The organism is Marinobacter alkalisoli (assembly GCF_045449855.1).
Lineage (GTDB): Bacteria > Pseudomonadota > Gammaproteobacteria > Pseudomonadales > Oleiphilaceae > Marinobacter.
Genome location: NZ_JBJJLC010000026.1, coordinates 26,244 through 39,707, shown reverse-complemented (window position 1 = coordinate 39,707; position 13,464 = coordinate 26,244). Strand labels below are relative to the sequence as shown.

Genomic DNA, 13,464 nt, shown 5'->3' with positions numbered 1-13,464 from the left:
GGATGTGCTAGTAGCGGTTCCGCGAAGCACACTTCCCACCCTCCGCAGCAGACTCCAAAAGTCTGAAGCACAACAGAATCCAACTACCAAACGTCCAACGAAGGAGACGACCCATGGCCCTGATTTCGATGCGGCAAATGCTGGATCACGCCGCCGAGCATGGTTACGGTGTGCCAGCCTTTAACGTCAACAACCTGGAACAGATGCGCGCCATCATGGAAGCGGCTGACAAAACCGACTCCCCGGTGATTGTCCAGGCCTCCGCCGGAGCCCGCAAATACGCCGGCGCCCCCTTCCTGCGCCACCTGATCCTCGCGGCCATCGAAGAATTCCCGCACATCCCGGTCGTCATGCACCAGGACCACGGCACCAGCCCCTCCGTCTGCCAGCGCTCCATCCAGCTCGGCTTCAGCTCCGTGATGATGGACGGCTCCCTCGGTGAAGACGGCAAAACCCCGATGGACTACGAATACAACGTAGACGTCACCCGCCGCACCGTAGACATGGCCCACGCCTGTGGCGTCTCCGTCGAAGGCGAACTGGGTTGCCTCGGCTCCCTGGAAACCGGCCAGGCCGGAGAAGAAGACGGCATCGGCGCCGAAGGCACCCTGGACCACAGCCAGATGCTGACCGATCCGGAAGAAGCCGCCGACTTCGTCCAGAAAACCCATGTCGACGCCCTGGCCATCGCCATCGGCACCAGCCACGGCGCCTACAAGTTCACCCGTCCACCGACCGGTGACATCCTGGCCATCGACCAGATCAAAGCCATCCACGCCCGCATCCCGGACACCCACCTGGTCATGCACGGCTCCAGCTCCGTTCCCCAGGACTGGCTGGAAATCATCAACCAGTACGGCGGTGAGATTCCGGAAACCTACGGTGTACCGGTTGAGGAAATCGTTGAAGGCATCAAGCACGGTGTTCGCAAAGTCAACATCGACACCGACCTGCGTCTAGCCAGCACCGGCGCAGTCCGCCGCTTCCTGGCCGAAAACCCGGCAGAGTTCGACCCGCGGAAATTCCTCAAGGAAACCATGAAGGCCATGACAGACGTGTGCGTCGCACGCTACGAAGCCTTCGGTTGTGCCGGCAACGCCAGCAAGATCAAACCGATCAACCTCGAGCGCATGTTCGAGCGTTATTCGGCTGGTGAGCTGGATCCGAAGGTTAAGTAATCTTTGGAGTTCGCTATCTCCGTAGCCTGATGGTTGCGGAGTTTAATTGGGGCGGAGGCCCTGTTCAAAACACGCCCACAAGTACGTCCATGTAGGGCTTGGCTGTGGCCATCCATGGCCACAGACAGTTTTGAACAGGCTCTCCGCCCCAATTTTGTCCTACCCCCACGATATATCTTTCTGCTTTGGCGTCGTCAAAAATCACGGAATTAGTGTTTTTAAAACTGAACCGGCTCAAACTTCGGGGCATGCCCATATTTCCAAGGAACTCGAAAGGCACCGCTGCCAGAGATCAGTTCTGATTGTTGAATGATTTTAGGCCACCAACGAACCAGATTGTGTGCCTTGTTCCAATAGGTCTCCCTATTCCAGTGTTTCGCGAGGCAAAACACCAATAGCCCGGCCTCACGAATGGCCCGTTTCTCAAGGTCCCCTTTATTGAATTTGTCTTGAGATATGACAACCCAGCCTCCTTCTTGGTGCAGAGCCTGAATCTAGGTGATATCGCTCGTGTTTTGAGCGAATTTTTCCGTGAGATGAATCACTGTGTGATCGTGAGGTTGGGAGAGTTCGTTCAGGGCTCGTGCTAGTGGTGCAGGTAGGTTGTTATCTAACAAAAACTTCAAGCGACAATCCTTTGTTCAAATTGAATCGCAGCCTCCACTGCTGCGACGGGAATCTGGTAAATCGCGGCTACGAATCGCGTATTTTCCCCTTCTGTTTCCCATGCCTGTTTCAAGATGCTGGTATCTATATCGTAATCAGTCAGTACTGGCTTGCCAAAGTTTCGGCCAGGATCCAGTACAACTTTTCGGTTTCGTTTTTGCGGGAACCATCGTTCGGCCTTTCCGCTATCCGAGTATTCAATGCCGGCGTATAGCGAAGGCCTGATTACTTCCCGAAAGGTGTATTGCTTTTTGACCAAGTCCAGTAGAGATTCATCCCCGATTTCGTCCAGAACTGTTGCAAAAATGCTTCGGCCATCGGTCTGGAAGCGGGTACAAGTAAACGGGTAAGGCTGATTGTACATTACCCTTGCATGGTCGGAGGCAAGGCGAATGGCCTGTAGGCTTACTCCGTGCTGGCGAAATGCGTGGACAAACCGGACCTCAAGCAGGTCATGAAAACCAAGTGCTCGGAGATCATGGTCGGCAAATTGTGTGCGCCAAAGGCCGTCGTAGTGCTTTTTTCCAGCACTGTATCCGAATAGCCAGCGGCTTATATCCCGGGCTGGTATCCCTGTGTATCTAGCTGCCTCACCTGCCGTGTAGAGGCCCACCCCCAGCATGTTTGCTGGCAATGCGTTACCTGCGATCAGTGCTGCGTTCATCGTCGCTCTCCGTTGCGCTGAGTCCTCCCTGCCTAGAGTGAGACTTTAGCATAAATCAGGAGTGGAGGGCCTACCGCCCGGTTTACTATCGAGGTAGCGAATGCTTCGAGTGTGATTTGCTCTATTATCCCTTCCTTCCCAGTCGTTCCAGCGCCAACAGCGTATCCGCGTAGTTCACAAACCAGTTCAGATACTCTGGCGACAGCTTCTCCATGGTCGCAATTGCGCGGCTGACCAGCCGGTGGGCGTTCATCGGGCCGGCGTTTTCCGGGGTCTGTTCGATGGCCTGGCGGATGCGATCGTGAAGGGCCTGAGTGCCCTGGTCGGCCTGCACTCTGGCCATGGCCTTGAGTGGGCGTGGCGAGCTGTCCGTTACTGCAGACTGTGTCGGCCTCCCATCCTCTTCACCGAAGATCAGTCTTTCCAGGGGTGAAGGGGAGGCTTGTACGTGAGATTCAGGTGACTGATTCAAGGTCTCCAGAAGAGCCACCAGTGGTGAAGGCTGTGTGGTCTCGGCAGGTTGTTCCCGTTGTTCGGCATGGGCTTGCTGCCTGGTCCTGGCCTGATACTCCGCTACAGCCTGCTCCAGCCGCTGCCAATGCCGGGTCCCCTGAAGTCCTTTCGCCCTCAGCCTTTGCTCCAGAACTTCCAGATAGCGGAAACGGACTGGGTCCAGCCGATCCGCACCAGAGTGCCGTAGCTCAACCAGTTGCTGCTCCATGGCGGTGGCTTCTGCGGTGGCAGACATCAGTTCCCGGCTCCGTCATCGGTTTCGGCGGCCATAGCCGGCGCCCGTGGCACCGTGCTGATTTCCACCCGTCGGTTCTGGGCCCGGGATTCGGCATCCACATTGGGCACCGCCGGGTGGTGGGGGCCGAACGCCGCGGCAAAGACCCGGTCTTCGGGCAGGCCCAGTTCCATCAGGGTGCGGGTGACCGTCAACGCCCGTTGGGCGGACAGCCCCCAGTTATCCTGATACCGGTTACCACGGTGCATGGGCAAATCATCGGTAAAGCCGCTGACCATGAGCAGCTCATCGTGTTGGGTCAGGTAGGTTTGCAGTGGCTCAATCAGGGATTGCAGCACGGCCACGCCATCTGCCTGTAACTGATCCGAGTTCAGCTCAAACAGCACATTACCGCTGATGCCGATACGGCCATCCCGGAACGTTACCAGGCCTTTGGTGAGGGGATCTTCCAGCGCCTGCTCCAGCGCCACGCGGCGCTCTTCCTCGGCCACCCGGCGTTCCTTCTCCTCCGCCAGGGACTGGCTGAGTTCCAGCTGAACGCCGATCACCCACACTAGAATCAGCACCAGAATACCCACCAGCGCCGCCATCAGGTCAGAGAAAATCGCCCAGATCGGTGTGGACTGCTGTTCGCCGCCTTCCAGGTGCTCCATCAGTTGGCTCCGGCAGTCTCTGGCTGTCCCTTGCGCAGGGCGGTGACGGCATCGATGACGTCTTTCTGGGAACTGACCGACAGATCAATGACCTCGCGGGCCTGCGCCACGTAGTAGGCCAGTTGTTCATCATGCCGGCTGCTGGCGTTATCCATCGCCTTCTGAATGTTCGCCAGGCTTTCCTGCAAACTTTGATTGGAGGTGCTGAACAACTCCACCGCCTGGTGGAAGGCTTCGCTGAGGGCGCCCACTTCCTGACTGCTGCCGGTAATGTCGTCGCCCAGTTTGCCAAGCTGCTGGCTTTGTTCCTGAATCAGGGTGTTGAAACGCTCGCTGATCCCGGTAAGGGTGTCACCGGCACCGTTGATCAGGGAATCCACCGCCTGGCGCTGGCTATCGGCATTGCTGCGCTGGGAATCCAGCAGGCTGTCCAGTTCCTGAACCAGCCTTTGGCGCTCCTCCAGCAACTCGTTCTCCCGCTCGCTGTTGCGGGCCATTTCACGTTGCAGCTGGTTGATCACCTCCGCCGCCGCTTTCGGGGTTTCCGAAGCCGTTTCAATCAGGCGGGCCATGGGCGCTTCCAGGCCAGTGCCCAGCTGGGTCAGGTGGTCGCTTACGGTCTTCTCCAGCTGTGCCAGCCGGTCAGTCGCTGCCTCGCCTCGGGAGGCTTCCTGGTCGCGGAGTGCTGCGAGCTGTTCGCTGATACTGCCGATCAGCGTATCCAGACTTTGCTGCTGGTTGCTCACAATCTGGCTGCTTTCCTCGCGGAAGAGAGACTGATACTCCTGAAGCCGGTCACGCAATTCGGCCATGAAGGATTCTGTGGTCTGCTGCTGTTGCTCCAGACTCTTTTGCCAGCGCAGATCGTTCTGTTCCGAAGCCTCCTGCTGGGTCGCAAGGTTTTGCTGCCAGCGTTCTCCAGCATCCATTGTGGTTTTCTGGAAGGCTTCGGCGATATCGGTCAGTTGCTCTTTGGTGGCAACAGACCAGCTCTGGTGCAGTTCCCCGGCATCGTCGCGCAGGCGGGTCATAGCGGTCTCCACAATTGGCTCCATACGCTCTGCGGCAAGACGGGTGCTTGCGTCTAATGCCTTCTCTAACGACTGTGCCACGGAATCCGCCAGGGTCTGGTAATGGCTCCCGACGGTGTCGTGGAATTCCTGCTGATTGCGGGTCAGGGACTGCTCGAGCGTCTGGCCCAGTTGTTCCATTCGAGTGGTCATGGCCTCCATGGCTGAAGCCATTTCCGGCAAGGCCCTGGCCTGGGACTCCAGCGCCTGGAACGCCTGCTGGCGCTGGTAGTCGGCAGACAGATGATGCAGCTTCTGGCGCAGGGTCTTGTCCAACTGGCGGGATACCAGCAGCCGTTCGCGCCGGCTGAGGGTGGAGGCCAGCCCCAGCATGGCGGAAGCCGCCACACCGGCAATGGAGGTTCCGAACGCCAGGCTGAGCCCGGCGATAGGCGCGGCCAGGGCACTGCGAATCACGCTCAGCTCGGTGCTGCCATCCAGCGCTGAGGCGGCGCCATTGAGCGTCACGATCATGCCGGCAAAGGTGCCCAGCAGACCGAGCATCACCAGCAAGCCGACAAGGTAGGGGGTTAGCTGCGGGCTGGGCAATGCAGCGGAGTGGCCGTCCATGCGCTTCTGCACGGCAAACTGAACCGGCTCCGGCAAGCCGGAGAGCCAGCCTTCGACCTGTTCGCGGTTATCCGGGGCAGCGCTCAGCCGTTCGGCCAGCTGGTAAGTGGTACGCCGAAACCCGATCAGTTCGGCGAACCCCAATCCGTACACCGCGGCAATAATGGCGGTCACGGTCAGTGCCAGCAGGTCGGAGCCGAGGAAACCCTGGCCAATCCAGGCCATCACGGCCAGGCCGATGGCAAATGCGAGAAAGAAAAAAAGTCTGGTCATGGCGAATCGCTAACCTCGTTGTGGCAGGCCTCCAGCAACCCCAGCACCGGCTCCAGCCGAACGTCCAGTTCAGCGAGTAACAGAGTCTGCGCTTCCTCGCAGTAACGGTGGAGCCAGTCACCGGGCTCGGTGCCCGGTTCCGGGGATTGCTCAGAGGATGTCCTTAAGGCCTGGAACCGCTGCTCCAGTACCTTTGAAATGTGGGAAAAACACTGGCTGGTGTAACCGGCCATGGTGTGATCAAACACCGAGTCCAGCTCTGCCAGCCGGGCCAGGTTCTGGCCCTGATCTTTCATTGCCTTACGCACCTTGTCCCGCAGTTGGCGGGTGGTGGCGGCGATTTTGCGTTGCAGTGTGAGCCAGGTATTCAGGTAGGGCTCGAACGCAGCCGGGTCTTCCTGTTCAGTCTCAATCCCGTAGTCGTGAATTCGGCGGATCAGAGCCTGGCGCGTGGTGGCCAGTTCCCGGGATAGTTGCTCGATAACCGCACTCTGCACCGTGGCAGGCTGGCCGCCACGGAAGGCCAGCGCTGCATCCAGGGTCATGGTGTCCCCAAGCCCGAATAACCGGCCCAGACGTTCTGCGAGACACGGCAGGCTGTCATCGTCAGCCTTGCCCGCAGCAGGCGTTGCCAACTGCAACAGCCTTGACCGGGGATGCCCGGTTTGTCGAGGTCGTGCTTGAGTCATGGGGTTGAGGCGCACCGTTTGCATTGGTAGTGGTTACAGGAAACACGAGAGTCATGCATTGCCGATAGCCGGCGGGTGCCTATACTAATGGCTATTCGGGGGGATTGATAATGACCGTTTCTTAGTGGAGTTGCTGCCTCTGGGCCCAAGCGGGCTGTCTGCCAATACTCCCTCCTTGTATTTTCCCCAACAGCGTCAAATATAAGTAATCAGAGAACAATCTTTGACCAGATGCGAGGAGTGCAATGGACTTCAAAGACTATTACGCCGTCCTCGGTGTGAGCGAGTCTGCCTCCCCCGAGGAGATCAAAAAGGCCTACCGCAAGCTGGCGCGGAAGTATCACCCGGACGTCAGTAAAGAGGATGACGCCAGCACCAAGTTCAAGGATCTGGGCGAAGCCTACGAGGTCCTGAAAGATCCGGAGAAGCGCGCGGAGTACGACGAACTGCGCAAGTACGGTGCCCGTCCTGATGGTTCCTTTGAGCCACCGCCTGGGTGGCAGAGCGCGTCCGGGTTTGGACGTGGCGGCTACACCGAAGCCGATGCCCGCCAGTTCAGTGACTTTTTCGAGGAAATCTTTGGTGGCGGCCGTGGCGGGTTTTCCAGCCAGGGATTTGGTGGGGGTGGTTTCCGCCAGAATACCCGCATGCGTGGCGAAGATGTGCATGCCAGGCTCGCACTGTTTCTGGAAGAGGTCTTCCACGGCTGCGAGAAGCAAGTGTCGTTCACCGTCCATGAAGCCGACGACCATGGCCGGATTGTGGCCCGCCGGAAGAATCTGAAAGTGAAAATTCCCGCCGGGATGCGGGAAGGGCAGCATCTGCGCCTGAAGGGTCAGGGCTCTCCCGGTATTGGCGGTGGTGAACCGGGTGATCTGCTGATTGAAGTGGAACTGGCGCCGCATCCGTTGTTTAGTGTGGAAGGCCGGGATGTGGTGGTGACGGTCCCCGTTGCGCCCTGGGAAGCAGCGCTGGGCACATCCGTCACGGTGCCGACGGTAGGCTCCAAAGTGAACGTGAAAGTGCCCAAGGGGTCCTCCAGCGGGCGTAAGCTTCGTCTCAAGGGCAAGGGGTTGCCAGGCAAGCATCCGGGCGACCAGATCGTGGTGCTGCAGATCGTGATGCCGGAGCGGCACTCTGAAGAAGCTGAAAAGCTCTATCAGCAGCTGGCCGAGGCGGAGAAACACTTCAATCCGCGTAGCAAACTCCATGTGTAAGCGGGAGAGCAGGGAATGACCAGGAAAGATCCGATTCATACCGTGGAGGTGGAAGAGCCTCAAATGACGCTGACCCTGACAGAAATTTGCGAGAGAGGTGAGTGCCACGCCGAGTTTGTCATCAAACTGGTCAGCTATGGTGTCATTGCGCCGGTCGAAGATGTGCCGGAGGAACGGCGCTGGGAATTTGACCTGGCGGCACTGGCACGGTTGCGCAAGGCGCAGCGGTTACAGCGGGACCTGAAGATGAACCTGCCCGGGCTGGCGATGTCGCTTGAGCTGCTCGATGAAGTTCAGCAGATGCGCCGTGAGGTGGATCGCCTCAACCAGCAGCTGCGGCAGCTGACGGGGGAGTGGTAACTCCCTTCCCCTTTATTATTGCTCCCGCTTTTCCAGCGCCTGTATCTCCGCGTAGATTTTCTCAGCTTCTTCCATAAGCGTGCCATGGGTGCGCAAATCGCCGTTGCGTTGCGCGTGGAGCGCCTTGGCGAGCTTGTCTTCGTAAGCCTTCTTCAGCTTTTTCTTCGGATCACCTTTGAGAAATCCCAGCATGGTTCCGCACCTGTTTCTGACTGTGTGTTGAGAGCTTACGCGTTCGGGTTCAAAAGTTCATAAATTCTTAATGATCAAAAACTCGACATTCTTCGAGAATGGGAATAAATTCCCAAAATATAGATTGGGAAAAATATCCCAAATAAAGAAATTTAAAGAGAGCGAGGCGGAATGGCCTTGCGGGAAAGCAACAAACAAGCCTGGAGAATCGAGATGAAACGTAATGCCTTGTCTGTAGCAATCAAATTCGCGATCAGTGGTGCGCTTGTCGGTGCGTTGGCAGCCTGTGGCGGCGGTGGAGGCAGTAGTTCCGGCAGTTCGGACAGTGCCGACACTTCCAGCGGTTCCAGTGTGGGCCCGGTCTCCGGTTTTGGCAGCGTCTACGTGAACGGTACCCGTTTCCGAACCGATGGCTCCGTCACCAGTGACGATGGAGTGGAGCGGGAAACCCAACTGGAAAAAGGCATGATCCTCAAGGTTCGCGGCAGTTGGGACGATCGCGGTGAGGGTGAAGCGCAGCGCGTTGATTACGATGACACAATCCGCGGCCCCCTGACGTCCGCCACATGGGACGATGTCGAAAAGACCGGGGCGCTGATCGTTGCAGGCCAGACGGTTCGTCTCGATGGTCAGACCGTTTTCAAGGGCCTGAGCCCGGTGGACCTCAACGGTGTGGCTGCCGATACCTATCGGGTACGCGTCAGCGGCTGGCAACTGGATGATGGTTCCTTTCGCGCCAGTTTCGTTGGCGTGAAGGCCATCGGCTTGGATTTCGATGATGACAATGAAGTGGAAATCGAGGGCGTGGTCGAGAACCTCGATACCGACGCCCAGACATTCACCATCAATGGCTTTCCGGTGGACTACACCAGCGCCGTCTTTGACGACGACCTGAACAGGGATGACCTGCGCGATGGCATTGCCGTTGAGGTTGAGGGGAATCTGCAAGGTGGTGTGCTGGTTGCCCGGGAAATCGACGACGAGGACGATCTGTTCGACGACGATGACGACGTGGAGGTCGCCGGCACCGTTTACGAATTTGACGCTGGCGCCCGCACATTCTTTATCAACGGAATCCAGGTGCAGATCAACGGCAGCACCGAGTTTGATGATGGGCTTCGGGAAAGCGGCATGGCCAATGGCCTGCTGGTAAAAGTGGAAGGCGAGTACCGTAATGGTTTGTTGATTGCCGAGGAAATCGAGCCGCGGGACGGGGACGCCGAACTGGAGGGGGTGATCGAGTCAAAACCCGACAGTGAAAGTCTGATCGTCAGCGGTGTGCGTGTCGTACTGACCAGCGGAACCCTGATTGAAGACGACGATGATGACGACCGCATCACCATGCGCACCCAGGACATAGAAAGCCTGAACGTGGGGGACTTCCTGGAAATCGAGGGCCGCCAGCGCTCAGACGATGGTGGCTTTCTGGAGGCCATCAAGGTCGAGCGGGAAGACGATGGCGATGATGGCTACGAAATGGACGGTCGGGTGACGGCGCTGTCCAGCACCACCATCACCGTCATGGGCCTGGAAATGTTGCGGGGCAGTGCCGATTTCTCCGGTATCGAGGTCGGCAGTGACGTGGAAGTGGACTACGTCCGCAACAGTGGTGGTGATTATGTCGTCGATGAAATCGAGGAAGACGACTGATCATGCCGGAGGCAGGCCGGGGTTAAGCCCCCGGCCGGTCACTTCTGGTTTTGATGCAGCCATGGGAATACAATCCCAAAGATGAAACATTCCAACACCAAGCCCCTGCATCAGGCGCTGTACCGCATTCTTCGCCCGCTTGCCCGACTGCTGCTCCGCAATGGCGTCCCATTCGGGGAGTTTGCGGATCTGGTTAAGCGGGCCTACGTGGACGCAGCCCTGGAGGATTTTGGCGATGACCGGAAAAAAACAACGGACTCCAGAGCGGCCGTGATGACCGGCCTGACCCGCAAGGAGGTGAAGCGCCAGCGCGAGATCCTGACGGGTGAGCATTCAGGCCAGTCGATCGCCATCCATGCCAACCGGGCCTCCCGTGTGGTGTCTGGCTGGGTTCACGATGCAGCATTCCAGAATCCCGAAGGCGATCCGGCACTGCTGGCCTTCGATGGGCCACTCAGTTTCAGTGAACTGGTAAAACGTTATAGCGGGGATATGCCGCCCCGCGCGGTACTGGATGAACTTCTGCGGGTGGGCGTAGTCTCTGTTGATGAGCCATCGGGCCACTTTGTCCTGAAGCAGCGTGCGTACATTCCGGCCGGAGACAGCGAGGACATGCTCGAAATCTTTGGTGAGGACGTATCAGATCTTGTGGCAACCATTGATTACAACCTTGTCAGTGGTGAATCCGGCAGTCAGCCGCTGTTCCAGAGAACGCTGACGTACAACAACATTCCACCGGAGATTATGACCCGGTGGCGCCGACATGCGGCCGAGCAGTCACAGCAACTGCTTGAGCAACTGGACCGATGGCTGGGGCCCCATGACCGCGATATTTCGGGGAACAAGGATGACGGCCACAGTGGGGAGCCGGTGAGAACCGGCATCAGTATCTTTTATTTCGAAGATCCGATAGCCATTGCCCCGGCCCGGAAGGCCGGTAAGGGAGAGTAATTCATGAAACCGACAGCAAAGTACCGGTACCTCAACCTATCTGCGGGCGCGCTCGCGGTTTTGTTGATTTCTGCCTGCGGAGGCGGCGGGGGCGACTCTCTGGGTGTAGCCGACGGTGGCATCCGGGGTACCGGTGCCAGCGTGGGCCCGGTCTCCGGTTTCGGCAGCGTGTTTGTCAACGGCATCCGCTTTGAAACCGATGGCAACGTGGTCAGTGATGATGGCATCACCTCGGAAAGTCAGCTCGATAAAGGCATGATCCTGCGGGTTGATGGGGAGTGGCGAAACAACGGTGAAGGCACCGCTGAGCGGGTGGAATACGATGATACTTTCCGGGGTGAAATTGTCATTGTGGCCGAAACCCTTGACCCTGATGACAGCAGTATCCGGGAAAGCGTGACCTTTACGGTATACGGCCAGACCGTGGTGGCAGACAAGCAGACCGTGTTCAGGGGCAAGTCCCTGCAAACCCTGGATGACGGCGATTTCGTCCGCGTCAGCGGTTGGCGCCTGCCGGATCCGGACGGACGCTATCGGGCAAGCTATGTAGGCTCCCTGGATGCTTCTCCGGGTGACGTTGAGATCGAGGGGCGGATTGACGATAACTCCGTGAATGTCAGCCTGAACCGGTTCTCGATCAACGGTTTCCCGGTTGAATATGACAATACCACCACCTTCGGAAATGGTTTGACGGAAAGCGATCTCCGGGACCCCGGGCTTGTCGTTGAAGTGGAGGGCAGCATCGGTTTCGTTGGCGGAGACACCGGACTGATTGCCAGCAATATCGAGCGCGATGAAACCCGTCGCTATCAACGTGGGGATGATGACGACATCGAGTTTGCCGGGCCGGTTGCCACAGCGTTTGACGACGCTGACAGCACCTTCACCATCAACGGCCTGACTGTGGTGGTCCCGGACGATGACGTGTTTGAAGATGGCCTGACCAGCGCAGACCTGCAACCGGGCCTGCTGATCCAGGTTGAAGGGAGCTTCCTGACGGACGGTCGCGTTGAGGCGGAGGAAATCGAGATCCGCGACGCCAACGCTGAAGTCGAGGGGCGTATCAACCAGGCATCCATCGATTTCAGTGCCAGCACCTTCCTCGTAGGGGGCGTTCTGGTTCAGGTAACGCCATTAACCATCATCACCGATGACGACGATGACCAACGGATTGGGCTGGCTGACCTGAGCGGTGCCTTTGAGGTGGAAGTGGAGGGCATTGAACGGGCAACGGACGGCGGCGAGGTGTTTTTGGAGGCGACCAAGGTGGAACGCGAAGAAGAGGACGACCTGGACAATGAATTCGAAATTACGGGGCGTCTGGGAGCCATTGATGACACCACCATCACTGTACTGGGCGTCCAGATACGGGCGGTTGAAGGTGAAACCGAGTTTGAGGACATTCAGCGGGATCAGCTTAAGGCGGACTTTGACAGTGGTGAGCGGCCACTGATCGAAGTGGATTATGCTGAGGAACCTGCAAACAGCGGAAACTTTGTCGCTGAAGAAGTGGAGCTGGAGAAAGAAGACTCCGATAGCGATGGTTGACCAGAATGCCGGACTAGAACGGGGCCTCACTGGCCCCGTTTTCGTTCTCCGGGCGTCAGCCGCACAGCGCCGATCGGGCCGAGTGATACTCGTCACTCAACCGGGCGACCAGTGCCTCCACCGATGGCACATCGTGAATCTGGCTGACCCCTTGTCCCGCTGACCATACGGTTTTCCACGCCTTGGCTTCATCATCGATCGGCTTCAGCTTTTCGCCGTAATTGATCTCGCCCGCCTGCTGGAGTTTGTCCATGGGAAACCCTGCTGCTTCCAGACTCTGACGCATGAAACTCGCCGGAATGCCGGATACGACCGGGGTGTGGATGATGTCCGCCGATACCGCTTCGATGATCATATTGCGATAGGCGTCCTCCGCCTGGGATTCCTCCGTATTGATAAAGCGGGTGCCCATGTAGGCCAGGTCGGCGCCCATGGCCTGCGCTGCCAGCAGGTCTTCACCGTGGGACAAACCACCGGCGAGGATAATGGCGCCATCGAACACCTCGCGGATTTCATGCACCAGCACAAACGGGTTGACGGTACCCGCATGGCCGCCGGCCCCGGCCGCTACGGCGATAATACCGTCCACGCCCGCTTCGGCGGCCTTGCGCGCGTGCTTCTGGTTAGTGACATCGTGAAAAACCAGACCGCCGTAGCTGTGTACCGCATCCACCACCTGGCTTGCCGCTCCCAGTGAGGTGATGACAATAGGCACCTGATGTTTGACGCACAGCTCCAGATCGGCCTGCCAGCGGGGATTGGTTTTGTGAACGATCAGGTTCACCGCGTAAGGCGCTACCTGCTGATCCGGATGCTGTTCACTGTACGTATCCAGTTCCCGATTCATCTGAATCAGCCATTCCTCGCATCCCTCACTGGTACGCTGGTTCAGTGCAGGAAAGCTTCCGACAATGCCCCGCTTACAGCAGGCCAGCGCCAGGTCAGGGCCGGAGATCAGAAACATGGGCGCGGCAATCAGGGGCAGGGACAGCGTATTCCTCAAAGATTCGGGCAGTGCCATGAGTATTCCTTAAT

13 protein-coding genes and 1 pseudogene are annotated in these 13,464 nt (G+C 58.3%); 6 read left to right on the top strand and 8 right to left on the bottom strand.

The genetic code is table 11. The features are described from left to right. The first annotated feature begins 113 nt into the window (after window positions 1-113). On the top strand, window positions 114-1,178 hold the full coding sequence (gene fba, locus ACJO5Y_RS11680; RefSeq protein ID WP_406987371.1) for a class II fructose-bisphosphate aldolase: 1,065 nt from the start codon (window positions 114-116) through the stop codon (window positions 1,176-1,178). Window positions 1,179-1,396: 218 nt separating this feature from the next. Here fba and ACJO5Y_RS11675 read toward each other — a convergent pair. From ACJO5Y_RS11675 to ACJO5Y_RS11650, 6 genes and pseudogenes are all read right to left on the bottom strand, one after another. Continuing rightward, window positions 1,397-1,804 (bottom strand): annotated as a pseudogene (locus tag ACJO5Y_RS11675) (PIN-like domain-containing protein). Beyond that, complete coding sequence (locus ACJO5Y_RS11670; RefSeq protein WP_406987370.1) at window positions 1,801-2,508, bottom strand: DUF433 domain-containing protein; 708 nt, start codon at window positions 2,506-2,508, stop codon at window positions 1,801-1,803. Before ACJO5Y_RS11670 ends, ACJO5Y_RS11675 begins: the two are co-directional and overlap by 4 nt. Before the next feature lie 124 nt (window positions 2,509-2,632). Then, on the bottom strand, window positions 2,633-3,256 hold the full coding sequence (locus ACJO5Y_RS11665; protein WP_406987368.1) for a DUF2894 domain-containing protein: 624 nt from the start codon (window positions 3,254-3,256) through the stop codon (window positions 2,633-2,635). Further along, complete coding sequence (locus ACJO5Y_RS11660; RefSeq protein ID WP_406987366.1) at window positions 3,256-3,909, bottom strand: OmpA family protein; 654 nt, start codon at window positions 3,907-3,909, stop codon at window positions 3,256-3,258. Before ACJO5Y_RS11660 ends, ACJO5Y_RS11665 begins: the two co-directional genes overlap by 1 nt. Then, complete coding sequence (locus tag ACJO5Y_RS11655) at window positions 3,909-5,822, bottom strand: coiled-coil domain-containing protein (RefSeq protein ID WP_406987364.1); 1,914 nt, start codon at window positions 5,820-5,822, stop codon at window positions 3,909-3,911. Before ACJO5Y_RS11655 ends, ACJO5Y_RS11660 begins: the two co-directional genes overlap by 1 nt. Beyond that, window positions 5,819-6,511 carry a DUF3348 family protein gene (locus ACJO5Y_RS11650; RefSeq protein WP_406987363.1) on the bottom strand — a complete coding sequence of 231 codons (693 nt, stop codon included), beginning with the start codon at window positions 6,509-6,511 and terminating at the stop codon, window positions 5,819-5,821. Before ACJO5Y_RS11650 ends, ACJO5Y_RS11655 begins: the two co-directional genes overlap by 4 nt. Before the next feature lie 245 nt (window positions 6,512-6,756). Here ACJO5Y_RS11650 and ACJO5Y_RS11645 point away from each other — a divergent pair, with 245 nt between their 5' ends. Continuing rightward, entirely contained in the window at window positions 6,757-7,728 is a 972-nt protein-coding gene (locus tag ACJO5Y_RS11645; protein WP_406987361.1) for a DnaJ C-terminal domain-containing protein, read from the top strand. Window positions 7,729-7,743: 15 nt separating this feature from the next. After that, window positions 7,744-8,088: a chaperone modulator CbpM gene (locus tag ACJO5Y_RS11640; protein ID WP_406987359.1), complete on the top strand. Its 345-nt coding sequence runs from the start codon at window positions 7,744-7,746 to the stop codon at window positions 8,086-8,088. A 15-nt stretch (window positions 8,089-8,103) separates the two neighbouring features. On the opposite strand, the gene ACJO5Y_RS11635 is transcribed toward ACJO5Y_RS11640, so the two are convergent. Beyond that, window positions 8,104-8,280, bottom strand: a complete 177-nt coding sequence (locus tag ACJO5Y_RS11635) for a DUF6435 family protein (RefSeq protein WP_406987357.1) — start codon at window positions 8,278-8,280, stop codon at window positions 8,104-8,106. 213 nt (window positions 8,281-8,493) lie between these two features. On the opposite strand from ACJO5Y_RS11635, the gene ACJO5Y_RS11630 reads away from it, so the two are divergent. The 3 genes from ACJO5Y_RS11630 to ACJO5Y_RS11620 all read left to right on the top strand — a co-directional run bounded on the left by ACJO5Y_RS11630 (window position 8,494) and on the right by ACJO5Y_RS11620 (window position 12,429). After that, the gene (locus tag ACJO5Y_RS11630; RefSeq protein ID WP_406987356.1) at window positions 8,494-9,930 is read left to right on the top strand and encodes a DUF5666 domain-containing protein; all 1,437 of its coding nucleotides are present in this window, start codon (window positions 8,494-8,496) and stop codon (window positions 9,928-9,930) included. Between the two features lie 81 nt (window positions 9,931-10,011). After that, window positions 10,012-10,881 carry a DUF6502 family protein gene (locus tag ACJO5Y_RS11625; protein WP_406987355.1) on the top strand — a complete coding sequence of 290 codons (870 nt, stop codon included), beginning with the start codon at window positions 10,012-10,014 and terminating at the stop codon, window positions 10,879-10,881. 3 nt (window positions 10,882-10,884) lie between these two features. Then, window positions 10,885-12,429 carry a DUF5666 domain-containing protein gene (locus ACJO5Y_RS11620; RefSeq protein WP_406987354.1) on the top strand — a complete coding sequence of 515 codons (1,545 nt, stop codon included), beginning with the start codon at window positions 10,885-10,887 and terminating at the stop codon, window positions 12,427-12,429. Between the two features lie 55 nt (window positions 12,430-12,484). On the opposite strand, the gene ACJO5Y_RS11615 is transcribed toward ACJO5Y_RS11620, so the two are convergent. Continuing rightward, entirely contained in the window at window positions 12,485-13,450 is a 966-nt protein-coding gene (locus tag ACJO5Y_RS11615) for an NAD(P)H-dependent flavin oxidoreductase (protein ID WP_406987353.1), read from the bottom strand. Window positions 13,451-13,464 lie beyond the last annotated feature (14 nt).

Bases quoted from the DNA above. Each gene is read 5' to 3' on its own strand.
- fba (WP_406987371.1), top strand. From the start codon at position 114: ATGGCCCTGATTTCGATGCGGCAAATGCTGGATCACGCCGCCGAGCAT.
- ACJO5Y_RS11670 (WP_406987370.1), bottom strand. From the start codon at position 2,508: ATGAACGCAGCACTGATCGCAGGTAACGCATTGCCAGCAAACATGCTG.
- ACJO5Y_RS11665 (WP_406987368.1), bottom strand. From the start codon at position 3,256: ATGTCTGCCACCGCAGAAGCCACCGCCATGGAGCAGCAACTGGTTGAG.
- ACJO5Y_RS11660 (WP_406987366.1), bottom strand. From the start codon at position 3,909: ATGGAGCACCTGGAAGGCGGCGAACAGCAGTCCACACCGATCTGGGCG.
- ACJO5Y_RS11655 (WP_406987364.1), bottom strand. From the start codon at position 5,822: ATGACCAGACTTTTTTTCTTTCTCGCATTTGCCATCGGCCTGGCCGTG.
- ACJO5Y_RS11650 (WP_406987363.1), bottom strand. From the start codon at position 6,511: ATGACTCAAGCACGACCTCGACAAACCGGGCATCCCCGGTCAAGGCTG.
- ACJO5Y_RS11645 (WP_406987361.1), top strand. From the start codon at position 6,757: ATGGACTTCAAAGACTATTACGCCGTCCTCGGTGTGAGCGAGTCTGCC.
- ACJO5Y_RS11640 (WP_406987359.1), top strand. From the start codon at position 7,744: ATGACCAGGAAAGATCCGATTCATACCGTGGAGGTGGAAGAGCCTCAA.
- ACJO5Y_RS11635 (WP_406987357.1), bottom strand. From the start codon at position 8,280: ATGCTGGGATTTCTCAAAGGTGATCCGAAGAAAAAGCTGAAGAAGGCT.
- ACJO5Y_RS11630 (WP_406987356.1), top strand. From the start codon at position 8,494: ATGAAACGTAATGCCTTGTCTGTAGCAATCAAATTCGCGATCAGTGGT.
- ACJO5Y_RS11625 (WP_406987355.1), top strand. From the start codon at position 10,012: ATGAAACATTCCAACACCAAGCCCCTGCATCAGGCGCTGTACCGCATT.
- ACJO5Y_RS11620 (WP_406987354.1), top strand. From the start codon at position 10,885: ATGAAACCGACAGCAAAGTACCGGTACCTCAACCTATCTGCGGGCGCG.
- ACJO5Y_RS11615 (WP_406987353.1), bottom strand. From the start codon at position 13,450: ATGGCACTGCCCGAATCTTTGAGGAATACGCTGTCCCTGCCCCTGATT.